Source organism: Mycobacterium sp., from assembly GCF_047975165.1.
Taxonomy (GTDB): Bacteria; Actinomycetota; Actinomycetes; order Mycobacteriales; family Mycobacteriaceae; genus Mycobacterium.
Genome location: NZ_JBKECZ010000071.1, coordinates 1 through 17,975 on the forward strand (window position 1 = coordinate 1; position 17,975 = coordinate 17,975).

The window sequence follows — 17,975 nt, forward strand, 5'->3', positions numbered from 1 at the left end:
CGCGTCGACTGCGAGTCGGTCGCGAGCGTAACGGGGCTGCGATTTCGCGCTCCGAATTTCGCGGTGACGTTCCGCTCGCGAGCAAACACCACTGCCGGCGGTGACCCTAGCGGGTCACCGCCGTCAGTGTTGTAGCTCTGCCAAGCCTCAGGGGCCTGGCTCAGTTGTGACTGGCCAGTCGTGACTAGTTGCCCTCAGGGGCGGCCGGGCCGGCGCCGGGGGTGGCCCCGAGCGAAGCCTGCAGGTCACCCTTCATGGCCTGGAGCTGCTGGCCCCAGTAGTCCCAGCTGTGCGTGCCGTTGTCGTCGAAGTTGAACACGGCGTTGTGACCACCGGCCGCGGTGTAGGCGTCCCGGAACTTGATGTTGCTGGTCCGGACGAAGCCCTCCAGGAACTTCGCGGGCAGGTTGTCGCCACCGAGTTCGGACGGCTTGCCGTTGCCGCAGTAGATCCAGATCCGGGTGTTGTTGGCTACGAGCCGGCCAACCTGCAGCAGCGGGTCGTTGCGCTGCCACGCCGGGTCGCCCGACGGGCCCCACATGTCGCTCGACTTGTAGCCGCCGGCGTCGCCCATGGCCAGGCCGATCAACGTCGGCCCCATCTCCTGGGAGGGGTCCATCAGGGCCGACAGCGAACCTGAGTAGATGAACTGGTCCGGGTGGTAAGCCGCCAGGATCAGCGCCGACGAACCGGCCATGGACAGCCCCACGGCAGCACTGCCGGTCGGCTTGACCTGCTGAGTGCTCTGCAGGTATCCGGGCAGTTCGCTGGTCAGGAACGTCTCCCACTTGTAGGTCGTGCAGCCGGCCTTACCGCAGGCCGGGTTGTACCAGTCGCTGTAGAAGCTGGACTGGCCGCCGACCGGCATGACCACCGAGATGCCCGACTGGAGGTACCACTCGAAGGCCGGGGTGTTGATGTCCCAGCCGTTGTAGTCCTCCTGGGCACGCATGCCGTCGAGCAGATACAGCGCGGGCGAGTCGGGCCCGCCGCTCTGGAACTGGACCTTGATTTCGCGGCCCATCGCCGCCGACGGCACCTGCAGGTACTCCACGGGAAGACCCGGCCGAGAAAACGCGCTCGAAGTCGCCGAGCCACCGACGATGCCGATCAGCCCAGGCAGCAGTACCGCACCGACGGCTCCCGCTACCAGGCGGCGCGGCATGCCGGTCAGGGCGCCACGAAACCTGTCAACAAGCTTCATCCTTGGTTCCTCAATCTTCATCTCTGTAGGAATATTCATTCCCCTAGACGCATCCATAGACACCGCGGCCTATGAGGCGCTGCCCGAATTGGGTCATACTGCACGCACGCTGCGCTGCAGTGCCCCAATAGTGAACCACAACTTCGACCCCGAATTCTCCACCCGATCCTGCCCGCGGGCCTCTACCGACACGATTCCCGCGTGCTTTCCTACCCTGCAACGGGTGCTGGCCAGCATATTTCCGCGTGTGCCGACGACCCGGTGGTCGCAGGTGATGCCCCAGATGTGACTTTGCTGTCAATCTCGTCGACCAGCCTCGCGGGGTACGACGATCCGCCGCCGCAGCGCGTCGAAAAATTATTCCGTGAAGGCGAGGATCCGGTCCCCTGCCCGTGCCCGCGTTACCGCGTCACTGATCCGGCGGGTCCAGTTGGTCCGGTGGCAGCACCGGCACCTCCAACCCACATCGGGCGAGCTCGTAGCGCGGGACCCGGTCGATGCGGTACCGGGTGAATTCGAAGGCGTGCACCACGTTGGAGGCGAACCGGTGTGCGGTCATCGGCGCCCTTACAGAGCTCAGCACCGCCTGGGTAGCCGGGCATTTCAAGGCGGCCTCCGCGTTCGCCACCCACTGCGGGGACAAATAGGCGGGTATAAACGGTCGCCACTTCACCCAGGGGCCGTCGGCCACCACCCAGTCGGGGAACAGATTCTTGTCGTGACCGATCCGGCCGTGCTTCAACCGTTCGGTGTGGGCGGCCAGCGGGTTGACCAGGCCGATCTGGTCGAGCACCCGGACATCGAGCCCGACGTTCATGCCCACCATGCCCAGATTCGTGAAGAACACCGTGTGCAGCGGCTTGCGGCCGGTCGGCGCGCCCCCGGCGGCCCCGGCGGCCCCAGCATCCGCGGCAGGAATCATGGGCACCAGGTCCCATCGGGTGTAGTTGCCCGACGGCAGCAGCAACGCCCCGTCGGGGGTGTCCTCGATTGCCGTCAGCACCGCGGCCATCCGCGGGTAGTCGAGATAGTCGGCGGCGGTGGTCGGATGCGCCCGGCCGGTGGCCTGGGCGTAGAACCGGCGTTCGTCGACGATTCCGGAGTAGGTGACGTGGGTCGCGTCGTCCCCCAGCCCGGCCGAGTTGGCCGCCCACAGCGACCAGCCGGCAACCCCCAGCCAGGCCGCGGTAAGGCCGCCGGCCAGCCAGTACCCGACCTCTCGACTGAAATCCTTTCCGTCGGGGATCATCACCGGAATCACCGCCACCGGGGCCAGCAGGCAGAAGACCGGCGTCAGCAACACCCGCGCGTGCATGAAGTCGCCGCCCTGGCGAATCCAGTACAGCCCCTGGAGCAGACCGCTGCCGACCATGAACACCACGACGGCCGCGGGGCTCTGCACCGCCCGTGCCAGTCGCCCGTAGCCGGGGGCCGGACGGGGCCGGGCAAAAGTCGGACGGCGCCGCGCCGCCATCACCACGACTCCCAATGTCGTCAGCAGGATCAACGGGATCCACAGCAGGTAGGGGCGATTGAAATTCGCCAGATAGATCAGCCCCTGCGGCCACTTGTCGCCGCCGGCATCCTTGGCCAGCGCGGTTCCCGGCACCAGCAGGCCGTAGTAGCCCATCCGGAAGATCTGGTAGCCGACCGGCAGCAGCCCACCGGCCAGCACGATGATCCCCCGGGTTCGCCCGGTACGTGCCGCTGTCAGCAGCATGACCAGCGCACCGGCGCCGATCAACGCCAACTCGGGGCGGACCAACACGCTGAATCCCGCCACGAAGGCCAGTGCCACGACGAAGGTCCGGCTTTGCGGACGCGCTCGCAGCGGTTGCGCCCAGCAGACCAGCATCCACCACAGCACACCCAGATAGGCCAGTACCAGTCCGTTTTCCAGGCCCGAGGTGGCGAAATCGCGCGCCGGCGGCAACGCGATGTAGACCAGGGCCCCGGCGGGCAGCATGATCGCCCGACGGCCCCGCAGGCTGGGCGCGTACAACCGGCCCGTACCCAGCATCAGCAAAACAATGCCCAACACCGACAGCGTCAGGGACACCGCCAGTGCCACGTACTCCAAACGCAGCGGTCCGCCCACCCAACTTGCGGCATACAGCAGATACGTCCAGGCGGTCGAGGTGTTGGCCTCCACACGCTCGCCCATGTTGAACACTGGGCCGTTGCCGGCCAGCAGATTCCGGACCGTGCGCAGCACGATCAACCCGTCGTCGGCAATCCAGCGCCGTTGCCACGCACCCCAACCGAACAGCACCGCGACAACGGCCACACTTACCCACAGGCTGACCCGGACCGAGACGCTGTAGGGGAACGGCGGCCACTTTGCCCGCAGCACAGTAGGCCGGCCGACACGCCGTGCTTGCGAGGCCGCCTGTTGAAGGGCCTTGAATCTGGCGCTAACCCAAGGCAACAGCGGCACCCACCGTCGCGATCCACGCCAGCGCCAGCAACTGCAGCACGCGGTCGCGCAACGCGATCTCCTCGGGTTCACCGGCCAGGCCCCCATCGACGTCCACCGCGTAGCGCAGGATCGCGATGGTGAACGGAATCATCGACACCGCGAACCAGGAGCCCGAATACCGGTCTCGTTCGAACGCCCACAGGCCGTAGCACAACACCACTGCGGTGGCCGACAAGGTCCACACGAAGCGCAGGTAGGTGCTGGTGTAGCTCTCCAGAGACTTGCGAATCGCCGCACCCGTCCGCTCAGCGAGTTGCAGTTCGGCAAAACGTTTGCCGGCCACCATGAACAGCGACCCGAATGCCGCCGTCAGCAGGAACCACTGGGACAGCGGGATGTTGGTCGCCGCACCGCCGGCGATCGCACGGATCAGGTAGGCCGAGGACACGATGCAGATTTCGATCACGGGCTGATGCTTCAACCCGAAGCAGTACCCGAGTTGCATGGCGAGGTAGATCAGTATCACCAGGGCCAGATCGGGTGTCAGCACCCATGCCATCCCCAGCGCAGCCGTGCCCAACACCACCGACAGCCCGTAGGCCAGCCACACCGGCACCACGCCGGCGGCGATCGGCCGGAATCTCTTGGTGGGGTGCTGACGGTCGGCCTCGACATCGCGCACATCGTTGACCAGATAGACCGACGAGGCCGCCAGGCTGAACACCACGAAAGCCACCCCGGCCTTGGCCGCCATGTCACCCCAGTCGTAGCGCACCCCGTGCCCGGCAGCCGCCAGCGGCGCGGCCAGTACCAGCACGTTCTTCACCCACTGCCGTGGCCGCATCGCCTTGATCACCCCGGTGATCAGGTTTGCCGGCGGGCCGTCGCTCATCGCGCCACCTTTCTCGCACCGCAGCCTCCACCGTCGATCCGCTGAATTGCGGCCGCGACGCCGGCGCCGAGTGCGGCCCCGGCGGCGACGTCGCTGGGATAGTGCACGCCCAGCAGTATCCGCGACAACGCCATCGGCGGTACCAGGACCGCCGGTAATGGCAACCCGGTGGCCCTGCCCAGCAGGATCGCCGCCGCCGTCGTCGACGTAGCGTGGGCCGACGGGAAACTGAGCCGGCTGGGGGTGGCGACGTTGACCGCCACCGCCGGGTGATCGGGACGGGTGCGCCGCACCACCCGCTTGACGACGACCGCGGCGGCGTGGGCGGTGAAAGCCCCTGCCCCGGCGGTAAGCCATTGGCGCCTGCGCGCCGGCGCCAGCAGCGCGCCGAGGGCGGACACGGCCAGCCAACCGATGCTGTGCTCACCGAAGTGGGAGAGTGCGCGCGCGGCCGCCAGCATCCCGGGGCGGTTCGCCAACGCGGATTGGACGGCCACCATCGCCGCAATCTCCGCCGAAGGCGGTTCCGCCGGCGAAATAACCTCAGCCATGTCCGGGCTTCGCAGTCGTGGCCGCATCCGACCCGGCGAACAACACGGTCTCCCACTTCTGTTTGCTCGACAGCACCGGCAAAGCCTCGCGGTACACCCGGCGCATGTCGTCGAACTGCCGCGCCAGTCTCCGCTGGCGGCGTACCGACTCCTTCAGCAGGGAGAACATCTTGGCCCGATCGCGCTGACGGTAAACCACACCGCACCCGTCCGCCGTCGTGACGGTGACGCCGTCGACCGTGCACAACCGGAACCAGCGGGCGTCCTGGGTGGGTACGTTGAACTGCGGGCGCTGGTGGTGGGCCGGGTCGGCGACCGTGAGATTGTGCAGGATGCCGCGCACCAGCCGGTAGCCCATTACCAGCGGGTTCGCCGGCGGCTTCATCACCGCGCCCTGGTGCGACGGCGGCGGCAGCTCACTGGCCGCGGGCAACACGACCGCATCGGGGAACTCCCTGCGCATCCGATGCACTTCGGGCAGCGCCGACTCCAGGATGGAGAAGATGTGTTCCGGGCCGGCGAGGAAGTCGTCGATAGCCCGGTTCTGGATTTCCACCGTCGAATACTCCAGGCAGACAAGGTGTTTCAAGGTCGCCTTGAAATGACTGCGAACCAGGCCGGCGACGTCGCCATCCCAGTGCATCGCCGCCACCACCAGCCGGTTGCGCAGGTGGAAGTACGCCTGCCAGTCGATGGCGTCATCCTTGTCACTCCAGGCCATGTGCCAGATCGCCGCACCGGGCAGGGTGACGGTCGGGTAGCCGTGCTCCGCGGCCCGCAGGCCGTAGTCGGCGTCGTCCCACTTGATGAACAGCGGCAGCGGCTGGCCCAGTTCCTCGGCGACCTGGCGCGGGATCATGCATGTCCACCAGCCGTTGTAGTCGACGTCGATGCGCCGGTGCAGCAGGGCGCTCTCGTCCTCGTCGTCATCGAGGGCGTACTCGGCGAAGTCGTGGTCGTACTCGGCGTAGGGGGCAGCGGTCCACATGAAGTTCGCCCGGTTGACCACCTCGCCCATGATGTGCAGGTGCGACGGCTCCTGCAGATTGAGCATCTGCCCGCCCACCAGCATCGGGGATTTGGCGAACCGGCTCATCGCCAGCACCCGCAGGACCGTATCCGGCTCGATGCGGATGTCGTCGTCCATGAACAGGATCTGCTGGCAGTCGGTGTTCTTCAGCGCCTCGTACATCACCCGGCTGTAGCCGCCGGAGCCGCCCAGATTGGGTTGGTCGTGGATGGACAGCCGGCCGCCCAGCCGCTCCGCCGCCGCCGGGAAGTCAGGGTGATCGCGCACTTTTCGGGTGCCTTGATCGGGGACGATCACCGCACCGATCACCGCATCCACCAACGGGTCCGAGGCGAGGTCGCGTAACGCGTTGGCGCAGTCGGCGGGGCGGTTGAAGGTGGGGATGCCCACGGCGACGTTGGCCGTCCCCGGCGCCGGCATCGGGGCATACCAGCCCCCGCTGCGCAGGTCCACCGCGGTGTCGGTGGTGATGTCGAACCAGATCCAGCCGCCGTCTTCGAACGGCCGCAGACTCACCTCGATCTCCAGTGCCGCCGGATCGTCCCCGGTACCTGCGAACGCTCGTCCCTCGACGAAGATCCGCGCGCCGGTCGCCTTGGTGCGGTAGACATCAACCCGCCCGGATCCGGCCAGTTCGGCGCGCAGGACGACGGACTCGCAGACCGACCAGCGTCGCCAGTAGCTGGCCGGGAAGGCGTTGAAGTAGGTGGCGAAGGAAACCTCCGACTCGGGGCCGATCTGCAGGGAGGTGCGGCTGGTCGCATGCGCCCGCCGCGCATTGGTGGTCGACTCCTCCAGATACAGCTTGCGCACGTCGAGGGGTTCGCCCGGGCGCGGCAGGATGATCCGGGAGAGCAGGCTCACCGCGCTCACGACTGGGCCTCCTCAAACAGCGGTGCGCCGTCGCGCAGGTGCGGGGCGAGGATGTTGTCGTACATGCTCAGAGCGCTGGCGATGGCCATATGCATATCCAAATACTGATAGGTGCCCAAGCGCCCGCCGAACAGGACCTTCGACGATGCGGTCTCGGACTTCGCCCGGGCCCGATAGGCGGCCAACAGGGCGCGGTCGGCCTCGGTGTTGATCGGATAGTAGGGCTCGTCGTCGGCGGTGGCGAACCGGGAGTACTCGCGCATGATCACCGTCTTGTCGTCGGGATAGTCACGCTCGGTGTGGAAGTGGCGGAACTCGTGGATGCGGGTGTAGGGGACGCCGGGGTCGTTGTAGTTCATCACCGCCGTGCCCTGATAGTCCCCGATGGGCAGCACTTCCAGCTCGAAGTCCAGGGTGCGCCAGCCCAGCCGGCCGTCGGCGTAGTCGAAGTAGCGGTCCAGCGGGCCGGTGTAGACCACCGGAGCATCCGGGCTCGCGGCGCGCAGGTCGTCGCGCACGTCGAACCAGTCGGTGTCGAGCCGGACCTCGATGCGCTCGTCGGCGGCCATGTTCGTCAGCCATGCGGTGTAGCCGTCTACCGGTAGGCCCTCGTAGGAATCACTGAAGTAGCGGTTGTCGAAGGTGTAGCGCACCGGCAGCCTGGTGATATTGGCGGCGGGCAGTTCTTTGGGGTCGGTCTGCCATTGCTTGGCGGTGTAGCCCTTGACAAAAGCCTCGTACAGCGGCCGGCCGATCAGCGAGATGGCCTTCTCTTCGAGGTTCTGGGCATCGGCAGTCGCAATTTCGGCGGCCTGTTCGGCGATGAGTCGGCGCGCTTCCTCCGGGGTGAAGTACCGGCCGAAGAACTGCGACACCAGGCCCAGCCCCATCGGGAACTGGTAAGCCTGCCCGTTGTGCATGGCATACACCCGGTGCTGGTAGCCGGTAAATTCGGTGAACTGTCGCACGTAGTCCCAGACCCGCTTGTTCGAGGTGTGAAACAGATGCGCACCGTACTTGTGGACTTCGATCCCCGTCTGCGGCTCCGGTTCGGAGTAGGCGTTACCACCGATATGGGGACGCCGCTCGACAACCAGGACCTTCTTGCCGAGTTGGGTGGCCACGCGCTCGGCGATCGTCAGGCCGAAGAATCCGGAGCCGACGACGAACAGGTCGAAGCGGGCGGGGGGGACGAAACGGGTGGCCATCGGTTGCCTAGGGTATCCGACCTCGCCGCCGAAACCCGATCTGGCGGGCCTGCAGACACGGTGAGCAGCCCGGGGCCGCGCTGTCACACCGGTGCGGGGGGTGCCGGTGTCCGAACGTCACGCCTGCGAACCGCTCGTCTCACGATTCGGTCTCACCCCACCAGTCACACCAGTCGCACTCGTACCATCGCTGGTGTGGGTATCGAACCACCTGATTCAGGCGGAACGAGCCGACAGAGTGAATAGTCGAATTTGAGGAGACTTCCCGTGCCGAACCGACGACGACGCAAGCTTTCCACAGCCATGAGCGCGGTCGCCGCCCTGGCCGTCGCAAGTCCGTGCGCCTACTTTCTCGTGTACCAGGCGACCGCCGATACCAAGCCGGTTGAGCACCACGAGTTCGTCCGGGCGGCAAGTATCGCCGATCTCCCCGGCGAGCTGCTCGGCGCCCTGTCCCAGGGACTCTCGCAGTTCGGGGTCAATCTGCCGCCGGTACCCGCGCTGAACACCAGCGGGGCGAGCACCGGGCTGGACAGCACCGGCCTCGGCATGAGTCCCGGACTGACCAGCCCCGGCCTGGGTGGAACCGACTACTACACCAGTCCTGCCCTGACTCCGGGTCTGTCGCCCTACGAGCCCGGGGTGCTCACCCCTTTGTCGCCGACGGACCCGTCCGGCGTCGGTATCAACCCGGCCCTGACCAACCCCGGTCTGACCAGCCCCACCGGGCTGACCCCGGGGCTGACAAGCCCCACCGGGCTGACCCCGGGGCTGACCAGCCCCACCGGGCTGACCCCGGGGCTGACCAGCCCCACCGGGCTCAGTCCGGTGATCGGCACCGGCGAGGTTCCCATCTCCGCTCCGATCGGGCTGGACCCCGGGCTCGACGGCACCTACCCGATCCTGGGCGACACCTACGGGCTGGGCGGGTACGACCCTTACTCCCCGTACGGCCCCGCAGCCACCGGCAGCACCGGCAGCGGCGGTCTGGTCAACGACCTGATGGACGTCGCCAACCAGCTGGGCGCCGGCCAGGCCATCGACCTGCTCAAGGGTCTGGTGATGCCGGCGATCACGCAGGGTATGCAGGGCGGCGGTGCGGCAGCACCCGCGGCGACACCTGCCCTGCCGACCGCGCCCGGCGTCCCTGCGGTGGCCGGAATACCCGCGGCCGGCGTGCCGGCAGCGGGCGTACCGAGCGCCGGCCTCCCGGCAGCCGCCGGGGTGCCCGCCGCAGCGGCCCCCGTGGGAGTCATTCCCGGCCCGCCGCCGGTATAGGAAGCGGCCCCGCCGAACATCCGGCCGGGAACCGAAAGCCTGTCACCCGACGGCACCGCAGAGTCACGCTGGACCCGGAGCTCCACCCCCCGCTTCCCGTCCCGGCCACAAAGCCCCTGCGGTGTCGTCGACAGGTTCCCGGGTTGTACCGCCGTGTCGTCCCACAAAAAACAACTGTCACACCCGTACCATTGCCCTCGTGTTCCGGAGTCGTCCTCCCGCGATGGTGCTGCTCACGGCGACCGTCGTCGTCTCGTGGTGTGCCCTGGGCGGCACGGCCGACAGCACTCAACCGGACGCCCAACCCGGTGAAACCCGGATCGCCGAACGCGCCCTGGTTGGCCTCGGCGGCGGCGAAACCGTGCGCGAACTCACCCAACCCACACCCTTTTCCATGGTGGCATTCACCGGCGACCTGGCGGGCACCTCCTCGCGGGTACGCGCCAAGCGACCCGACGGCTCGTGGGGACCCTGGTACCGGATGGAGCACCAAACGTCGGCCCCGTCCGGGGAAGACCCCGCCGACTACCAGCGCAGCACCGATCCCGTGTTCGTCGGAACCACCACAAGTGTGCAGATCGCCATCACCAGGCCAATCGATGCTCCGCCGACCCGGACGCTACCCGCTGAGCAATCCGGCTTGGGCTATCGTCCCGTCAGCACAGGACGGCCCCTCGGACAGAACATTTCCGCCGTCCTCATCACACCGCCCCAAGCGCCCGCGGACACCACCTGGAACCCGCCGACCGGGGCCGCCATGCCCGGCCAGGCGCCACCGATCATCAGTCGGCAACAATGGGGCGCCGGCAATTCGTCGCGATGCGGCAGCCCCCGCTACAACCGTACGGTGCGGGCAGGGGTGGTTCACCACACCGCCGGCAGCAACGACTACTCGCCGCTGGAGTCAGCCGGCATCGTCAAGGCGATCTACGCCTATCACACCAGAACCCTGGGCTGGTGCGACATCGCCTACAACGCACTGGTCGACAAGTACGGGCAGGTATTCGAGGGCCGCGCCGGCGGAATCACCAAACCGGTCCAAGGCGCCCACACCGGCGGATTCAACCGCGACACCTGGGCCGTGGCCATGCTCGGCAACTTCGACGAGGCGCCTCCGACCCCGATGCAAATGCGGACTGTCGGTCGCCTGCTCGGCTGGCGACTGGGCATGGCCGGCGTCGACCCGCTGGGCAGCGTCGACCTGACGTCCGCGGGTGGCGGATACACCACCTACCCGCACGGAACGGTCGCCCACCTACCCGCCATATTCACCCACCGCGACGTCGGAAACACCGACTGCCCCGGCAAGATCGTCTACGACTCGATGGATGAGATCCGGGAACTCGCCGCGCACTTCAACGACCCGCCGGAGGAGCTGCTCAAAGCCCTGGAGGGTGGAGTGATCTACGAACACTGGCAGCACCTCGGCGGCCTGAAGAGCTACCTGGGCGCTCCAACCTCCACCGAGCAAGAGGGCGCCGCCGGGTCGCGCTTCGTCACCTTTACCAGGGGCGCCATGTACTGGTCGGACGCCGCCGGGCCGCAACCGCTGACCGGCGCGATCTACGACGCGTGGGCTTCCCTGGGCTACGAACGAGGACCCCTCGGACTACCCACCAGCGCCGAGATCGACGAACCGCTGCAGATCACCCAGAACTTCGCCCACGGCACCCTCAATTTCGAGCGACTCACCGGAGCCATCACTGCCGTCGTCAACGGGACCGCAACACCGGTGGCGCTGCCGGGTCCGAACGGTCCCACCGAGGCGCCCGAGCATTTCTCGATGCCGATGAGTCTGCACAGGTAGCGCTCCGCGTCCGGCTCCTCACGACCACCAACGCTCCAGCACCCTGGCCACGCCGTCGTCGGAGTTCGTGGCCGTGATCTCGTCGGCAGCCGCCAGCGTCTCCGGGTGGGCGTTGCCCATGGCAACCCCCCAACCGGCCCACGCCAGCATCGGAACATCGTTGGGCATATCACCGAAGGCGCACACCTCGGCGGCGGTTATCCCCAACGGCTCAGCGCACCCGGCAAGGCCGGTGGCTTTGCTGACACCGGGCGGCACGACCTCCAGCAGTCCGTTGTCGGTGGAGTACGTGAGGTCGCCGAGGTCGCCGACATGGCCGGCCATCGCCGACGCCATCGACGCGCTCGACGCGCCCGCGCGGCGGATCAACAACTTGATCGCCGGGGCACTGAGCAAATCCTCGACGGAAACCTCGGTGTTGTCCGGGTTGAGCCAGGCATGCTCGTATCCCGGGGAGCTGACGAACTGCGGGGAGGCCGAATCGTGCGCACGCTCGCCGATCCGTTCGACAGCCAGGCCGGCGTCCGGGATGATGCGTTCAGCGATCTCCGCCAGCGCCGTCAGCGCCGCTACCGACAAAGTGTGCGCCGACAGCACGCGGTCATGCTCGGGGTCGTAGATAACTGCCCCGTTGGCGCAGACCGCCGTCGGCGCGAATCCGAGGGCGTCGACGACGGGCCGGATCCAACGCGGCGGGCGGCCGGTGGCCAGCAGGAAACGTGCGCCTCCGGCCACCGCTGCCCGCACCGCCTCGCGCGTGCGGGCGGTGAGGTTCTCGGTCTCGTCCAGCAACGTGCCGTCGACGTCGCATCCGATCAGCGCGGGACGGCTGGGCGGCGCAAACCGCGAGACCATCGGATCAGGCACCGGGGCCCCCAGAGTGTCGTCGAAGCCGGGTGTCGTCAGTGTCGCTCGCCCTTATCGCGATTCTTCGTCGCCGCCTCGCCCTGGTCGCGGTTCTGGGCAGGTTCGGCCAGGTTCGCGATATGGAATTCCCCGGACTCCTCCGGCGTCGGCGCACCTCCGCCGAGCCGGCTCGGTACCCAGAACTCACCCGCGGGGTGCGGGTATTCCTCCTGCACCCGGTGCAGCATCACCTCCATCGCCTGACGCAGCGTCTCGGTATACCCGTCGACATCGCTCTCCGGCCACAATGCCGGGCCGAGTTCCGCACTGACCGGAATTTTGTTGCGCCACAGGTTCTTCGGATGGGCCCTCGGCCAGATCCGGTGGGCTCCCCAGACGATCATGGGCACGACGGGAACCTGTGCCTCCATCGCCATCCGGGCGGCCCCGGTTTTGAACTCCCGGAGTTCGAGGCTGCGACTGATCGTCCCCTCCGGATGCATCCCGACGACCTCACCCTCTTTCAGTCGTTGCACGGCCACAGCGTAGGCATCCGCACCGAGGGTGCGATCCACCGGAATCAACCCGGTGTGCTTGATCACGAAGTTGACCGACCTGACCTGCTGCATCTCGGCCTTGAGCATGAAGCGCAACCGGCGCTTGCGCTGCAGCGCGGCAAGTGATCCCGGGATCCAGTCCACGTAGCTGGTGTGGTTGAGGGCGATGATCGCCCCCCCTTCGGCCGGGATGTTCTCCAAGCCCCGGTAGGTGATCTTGTTTCCGTTCAACGCAACTGCGGACGGGACGAAGAACTCCATGAACCGAAAGAACGGCTCTGCCACCTGTCGCCTCCTCAGGCCCTGCCGGCATGTCGGCCGACCCGCGAAATCCCCGGCGTCACGCCAGCCGGCCGTCGAGGTCGCGCCTCGCGAGCGGTCACTGGTCCGCATTCCCGCTGCGACGGGCTCGCTCGGCCCGCCGAGCCGCCCTCGTCACCGCTTCCACCGCATCCATGTGGGCCGCCTCCGCCAGCGACGGGGCGCCCCCGCCGAGCCGCCGCGGCACCCAGAACTCACCCGCGGGGTGCGGCCCATACCGTTCCTGCGCGGTGGTCAGCAGATGCTGCATCCGGGAATGCAGCAGGTCGGTGAGCTCGGGGACGGGCAGCGTGGGTGCTATCGCTTCGCCGACGAGGATCTGAACCGGCACCTTGGGCCGATAGATCTTCTTCGGATGGCCCTTGGTCCATATTCGCTGGGCACCCCAGACGATGTGCGGGATGATCGGCACCCCCGCGTCGACCGCCATCCGAGCGGCCCCGGACTTGAACTCCTTGATCTCGAAACTGCGGCTGATCGTCGCCTCGGGGTAGACCCCGACAAGCTCGCCGGCCCGGAGATTTTCCACCGCCGCCGCGTAGGAGGCGGAGCCGCTGTCACGGTCCACCGGGATGTGCCGCAGCGAGCGCATGATCGGGCCGCCGATCTTGTGGTCGAACACCTCTTGTTTCGCCATGAAGCGCACCTTGCGTCCCAGGTGCTGCTGGTAGGTCGGCAGACCCGCGAGCATGAAGTCGAGGTACCCAGTGTGGTTGATCGCAATGACGGCACCGCCGGTGGCCGGAATGTTCTCCACCCCGCTGACGGTGATCTTCAAGCCCTGCAAGCGAAATATCGTGCGGACGAGCGTAATGACAGTGCCGTATACCGGTTCCACGGTTATTCAGCTTATCCATGCCCGGACCCGACGGGCGCAGTTCGCCCGCCGGGGAAGTGCGCAACATCGGCGGCGGTCGCCACGGCCCGGCCCGTCCCCGCCGTTGCGGCAGCCCGATGGCGGCCGCACCAGCTAAGCTCAAGGCACCTCCGGACAACCTCTGTAGCCCACCCCGAAAGGTATTTGTGCAGGTCACAAGCATCGGCCACGCCGGTTTTCTCATCCAAACCCAAGCCGGCAACATTCTGTGCGACCCGTGGGTCAACCCCGCGTACTTCGCATCGTGGGTCCCGTTCCCCGACAACAGCGCGCTGGATTGGGACGCCCTGGGCGCTTGCGACTACCTCTTCGTGTCACACCTGCACAAGGACCACTTCGACCCCAAGTTGCTGGCCGACCACGTCAACAAGGACGCGGTGGTTCTGCTGCCCGATTTCCCGGTGCCCGATCTGCGAAACGAATTACAGAAGCTGGGATTTCACCGGTTCTTCGAGACCACGGATTCGGTCAAGCACCGGTTGTCGAGCCCGGCCGGAGACCTCGACATCATGATCGTCGCCCTGCGTTCCCCGGCCGACGGTCCGCTCGGCGACTCGGCGCTGGTGGTTTCCGACGGCGAGACCGTCCTGTTCGACATGAACGACGCCCGCCCGGTCGATCTGGACGTGCTGGCCGGCGAATTCGGTCACATCGACGTCCACCTGCTGCAGTACTCCGGCGCGATCTGGTACCCGATGGTCTACGACATGCCCGAGCGGGCCAAGCAGGCGTTCGGCGTGCAGAAGCGACAGCGGCAGATGGACCGGGCCCGCCAGTACATTTCCGAGGTCGGCGCGGACTGGGTGGTTCCGTCGGCCGGTCCGCCATGCTTCCTGGACCCCGATCTGTACCACCTCAACGACGACGGCAGCGATCCGGCGAACATCTTCCCCGACCAGACGGTCTTCCTCGACCAGATGCGCGCCCACGGTCACCAGGGCGGCCTGCTGATGATCCCGGGGTCCACCGCGGATTTCACCGGCACCACGCTGAACTCACTGACCCACCCGGTGCCCGTCGAACAGGTCGAGGCGATCTTCACCACCGGCAAGCAGGCCTACCTGGCCGACTACGCCGAGCGCATGGCCACGGTCCTGGCCGACGAGAAGGCCGGCTGGGCGGCACCGGCGGGCGAGCCCCTGCTGGAGCCGCTGCGCGCGCTGTTCGAACCGATCATGTTGCAGAGCAACCAGATCTGCGACGGGATCGGCTACCCCGTCGAACTCGTCATCGGCCCGGAAACGGTGATCCTCGACTTTCCCAAACGAGCGGTACGGGAACCGATTCCAGATGAGAAGGCGCGCTACGGGTTCGAGATCGCACCCGAACTCGTCCGCACCGTGCTGCGCGACAACGAACCGGACTGGGTCAACACGATATTCCTGTCCACCCGCTTCAAGACGTGGCGCGTCGGCGGCTACAACGAATTCCTGTACGCGTTCTTCAAGTGCCTGACCGATGAGCGCATCGCCTACGCCGACGGCTGGTTCGCCGAGACCCACGACGACTCGGCGACCATCACACTCGACGGCTGGGAGATTCAGCGTCGCTGCCCGCACCTCAAGGCCGACCTGTCGAAGTTCGGTGTGATCGACGGCAACACGCTCACCTGCAACCAGCACGGGTGGCAATGGCGCCTGGACGACGGTCGCTGCCTGACGGCCCGGGGTCATCCGCTGCGGAGCCGTAAAGCGTGACCGGCGCCTACGATGACGGCGTGGTCCAACTGGACCGTGCGGCTCTCACGCTGCGCCGCTACCATTTCCCGTCCGGTACCGCGAAGGTCATCGGGCTGGCCGATATCCGCCGGTACAAGGCCGAGCCCCTGGGCCTGGTCATGGCGCGGTTCAACCTCTGGGGTAGTCCGGACCTGCGTCGCTGGCTGCCCCTGGATCCCTACCGTCCGCTCAAGTCCACCTTGATCACCCTCGACATTGCGGGGTCGACGCCGGCCTTCACCCCGGCGCGGCCGGACGATTTCATCGGTCTGCTCGACGAACTGCTCGCCGGCCGAGCCTGAGCCCGGTGTCTCGGCTCAGCCCTCGGCTGGCACCCCCCGTTGGGCGTGGGGCCCGTTGGGCGGCCGCGCCTTCCCCCGCGCGCCGCCTCACCTGGGCTACGCCTACTCCGCGCGCGTCGCGGGCCCCGCCCCCCCTCCCCCGCCCCCTCGCCGCGCGTGCAACTCCTGCGGACAATCGCGACAATGGCCGCTGTAGTTGCACGCTCGGCGATAAGGGGGGTCTAGGTGCAATGGTCAAGCAGGTTCGAGCACCTCAGTGCCGACGAACGGCGCCAGCGCGGCCGGTACCCGCACGCTGCCGTCGGACTGCTGGTGGTTTTCCAGGATCGCGACCAGCCAACGCGTGGTTCCCAAGGTGCCGTTGAGCGTGGCCGCGATCTGCGGCTTGCCCGCTGCGTCCCGCTAGCGCGTGGCCAGCCGGCGGGCCTGGACCGTCGTGCAATTCGCCGTTGAAGTGAGGTCGCGATAGGTCGCCGGCGTGGGCACCCACGCCTCGCAGTCGAACTTTCGGGCGGCCGAGGAACCCAGGTCCCCGGCGGCCACATCGATAACGCGATACGGCACCTCGATGAGCTCCAGCATCGCCCGCTGCCAGCCCAACAGGCGTTGATGTTCGTCCTCGGCCTCTTCGGGCCGGCAGTAGACGAAGCCTTCGACCTTGTCGAACTGGTGCACCCGGATGATCCCGCGGGTGTCTTTGCCGTAGCTGCCCGCCTCCCTCCGGAAGCACGACGACCAGCCCGCATACCGAAGCGGCCCGCCGGACAGATCCAGGATCTCCTCGGAGTGGTAGCCGGCCATCGGCACCTCCGAGGTGCCCACCAGGTAAAGATCATCGGCTTCGAGTCGGTAGACCTCATCGGTGTGCGCACCAAGAAATCCGGTTCCACGCATCACCTCGGGCCGTACCAGCACGGGCGGAATCATCGGGATGAAGCCGTTTTCGACTGCCACCCGCAGCGCCAGCTGCATCAGACCGAGCTGCAACAGGGCGCCGCGGCCGGTGAGGAAGTAGAACCGCGAGCCGGACACCTTGGCCCCACGCTGCATGTCGATCAGGCCCAGTGCCTCGCCCAGATCCAGGTGGTCCTTCGGGCTGTCCAGTTCCGGAGGTGCGCCCACGACGTCGAGGACGGCAAAGTCGCTCTCGCCACCGGTTGGAACACCGTCGATGACCAGGTTGGAAACGGCCATGTGCGCCGCGGTGAACGCCGCCTCGGTCCCCGCCTGGGCGACCTCGGCGGTCTTGACCTGCTCAGCGAGATCCTTGGCTCGTTGGAGCAGGGCCGGACGTTCCTCGGCCGAAGCCGCGCCCACGTTCCTGCTCGCGGCCTTCTGCTCGGCTCGCAAAGAATCTGCCGCCGCGATCGCTGCGCGGCGGGCGGTATCTGCCGTCAACAGCGCGTCCACCAGCGCCGGGTCTTCACCCCGACTTGTTTGGGAACGTCGCAGCGCGTCGGGGTCTTCCCGGAGTAGCTTCAGGTCGATCACGGCCGCCAGAGTACTTTTTGCGCTACGGTCAGATCGCGTCAGATGGGCGGATCGACCCCGAGATCTCACATCGGCAACGCTGATAACGATCCTTCCCCACTGCTGTCAGAATGGAACCGATGGTGGACGCCTCCGAAAACGAACCCGAAGTAGATGACCTCGTCGCCGACGAGGCTATCGAAGCCGACGGCACCGGGCCCGCCGGCGCGGACGTGGACACCGGCGCCGACGCGGACGCTGGCGCCGACACGGACGCCGACACTGACGCCGAGGGTGACACCACAGTCGCAGCCGACGACACCACCGCCGAACGTGACACCACAGTCGCAGCCGGCGACACCACCGCCGAACGTGACACCACAGTCACAGCCGGCGCCGAGGGTGACACCACAGTCGCAGCCGGCGCCGAGAACGCTGACGCCGAGGCAGAGGACTCCGAGGAAGAGGACACCGAGGTCCCGGAGGCCGAGGCCCTCGCCGGCGACGACGTCCAGGGCGAGGTCCAGACCTGGGCCTGGGCCGGCGCCGCCCCCGGCGCGGACTTGGACACTGGCGCCGACGCGGACGCTGGCGCCGACACGGACGCCGACACCACCGCCGA

13 protein-coding genes and 2 pseudogenes are annotated in these 17,975 nt (G+C 67.4%); 5 read left to right on the forward strand and 10 right to left on the reverse strand.

Going from position 1 to position 17,975, the window contains the following annotated elements:
• Nucleotides 1–184 precede the first annotated feature (184 nt).
• From ACK5M9_RS07795 to glf, 6 genes are all read right to left on the reverse strand, one after another.
• On the reverse strand, nt 185–1,204 hold the full coding sequence (locus ACK5M9_RS07795) for an esterase family protein (RefSeq protein ID WP_416892602.1): 1,020 nt from the start codon (nt 1,202–1,204) through the stop codon (nt 185–187).
• Between the two features lie 409 nt (nt 1,205–1,613).
• Entirely contained in the window at nt 1,614–3,557 is a 1,944-nt protein-coding gene (aftB, locus tag ACK5M9_RS07800) for a terminal beta-(1->2)-arabinofuranosyltransferase (RefSeq protein WP_416892603.1), read from the reverse strand.
• Between the two features lie 61 nt (nt 3,558–3,618).
• Nucleotides 3,619–4,515, reverse strand: coding sequence for a decaprenyl-phosphate phosphoribosyltransferase (locus ACK5M9_RS07805; RefSeq protein ID WP_416892604.1), 897 nt, complete (start codon nt 4,513–4,515; stop codon nt 3,619–3,621).
• A complete protein-coding gene (locus ACK5M9_RS07810; protein WP_416892605.1) occupies nt 4,512–5,066 on the reverse strand; it encodes a phosphatase PAP2 family protein in 555 nt (184 codons plus the stop codon). The genes ACK5M9_RS07805 and ACK5M9_RS07810 overlap by 4 nt, the downstream gene beginning before the upstream one ends.
• Nucleotides 5,059–6,969, reverse strand: coding sequence for a glycosyltransferase (locus ACK5M9_RS07815; RefSeq protein ID WP_416892606.1), 1,911 nt, complete (start codon nt 6,967–6,969; stop codon nt 5,059–5,061). Before ACK5M9_RS07815 ends, ACK5M9_RS07810 begins: the two co-directional genes overlap by 8 nt.
• Nucleotides 6,966–8,177 (reverse strand): UDP-galactopyranose mutase, encoded by a 1,212-nt coding sequence (gene glf / locus ACK5M9_RS07820; RefSeq protein WP_416892607.1) that lies wholly within the window; start codon nt 8,175–8,177, stop codon nt 6,966–6,968. The genes ACK5M9_RS07815 and glf overlap by 4 nt, the downstream gene beginning before the upstream one ends.
• A 267-nt stretch (nt 8,178–8,444) precedes the next feature.
• Here glf and ACK5M9_RS07825 point away from each other — a divergent pair, with 267 nt between their 5' ends.
• Both ACK5M9_RS07825 and ACK5M9_RS07830 read left to right on the forward strand, forming a co-directional pair.
• A complete protein-coding gene (locus tag ACK5M9_RS07825; RefSeq protein WP_416892608.1) occupies nt 8,445–9,455 on the forward strand; it encodes a hypothetical protein in 1,011 nt (336 codons plus the stop codon).
• Between the two features lie 223 nt (nt 9,456–9,678).
• Complete coding sequence (locus tag ACK5M9_RS07830) at nt 9,679–11,262, forward strand: N-acetylmuramoyl-L-alanine amidase (protein WP_416892613.1); 1,584 nt, start codon at nt 9,679–9,681, stop codon at nt 11,260–11,262.
• A gap of 18 nt (nt 11,263–11,280) precedes the next feature.
• On the opposite strand, the gene ACK5M9_RS07835 is transcribed toward ACK5M9_RS07830, so the two are convergent.
• The 3 genes from ACK5M9_RS07835 to ACK5M9_RS07845 form a co-directional block, all read right to left on the reverse strand.
• Nucleotides 11,281–12,117 carry an HAD family hydrolase gene (locus ACK5M9_RS07835; protein ID WP_416892614.1) on the reverse strand — a complete coding sequence of 279 codons (837 nt, stop codon included), beginning with the start codon at nt 12,115–12,117 and terminating at the stop codon, nt 11,281–11,283.
• A gap of 47 nt (nt 12,118–12,164) precedes the next feature.
• Nucleotides 12,165–12,950, reverse strand: a complete 786-nt coding sequence (locus ACK5M9_RS07840) for a lysophospholipid acyltransferase family protein (RefSeq protein ID WP_416892609.1) — start codon at nt 12,948–12,950, stop codon at nt 12,165–12,167.
• A 94-nt stretch (nt 12,951–13,044) separates the two neighbouring features.
• A complete protein-coding gene (locus ACK5M9_RS07845) occupies nt 13,045–13,824 on the reverse strand; it encodes a lysophospholipid acyltransferase family protein (protein WP_416892610.1) in 780 nt (259 codons plus the stop codon).
• A 185-nt stretch (nt 13,825–14,009) separates the two neighbouring features.
• Between ACK5M9_RS07845 and ACK5M9_RS07850 the strand changes: the two genes are divergently transcribed.
• Together ACK5M9_RS07850 and ACK5M9_RS07855 are read left to right on the forward strand one after the other, a co-directional pair.
• On the forward strand, nt 14,010–15,560 hold the full coding sequence (locus tag ACK5M9_RS07850) for a Rieske 2Fe-2S domain-containing protein (protein WP_416892611.1): 1,551 nt from the start codon (nt 14,010–14,012) through the stop codon (nt 15,558–15,560).
• Nucleotides 15,557–15,883 (forward strand): hypothetical protein, encoded by a 327-nt coding sequence (locus tag ACK5M9_RS07855; RefSeq protein ID WP_416892612.1) that lies wholly within the window; start codon nt 15,557–15,559, stop codon nt 15,881–15,883. The genes ACK5M9_RS07850 and ACK5M9_RS07855 overlap by 4 nt, the downstream gene beginning before the upstream one ends.
• 234 nt (nt 15,884–16,117) lie before the next feature.
• On the opposite strand, the pseudogene serS reads toward ACK5M9_RS07855, so the two are convergent.
• A pseudogene (gene serS, locus ACK5M9_RS07860) lies at nt 16,118–17,374 on the reverse strand (serine--tRNA ligase).
• 119 nt (nt 17,375–17,493) lie between these two features.
• On the opposite strand from serS, the pseudogene ACK5M9_RS07865 reads away from it, so the two are divergent.
• Nucleotides 17,494–17,975 (forward strand): annotated as a pseudogene (locus ACK5M9_RS07865) (hypothetical protein); the annotation flags it as partial.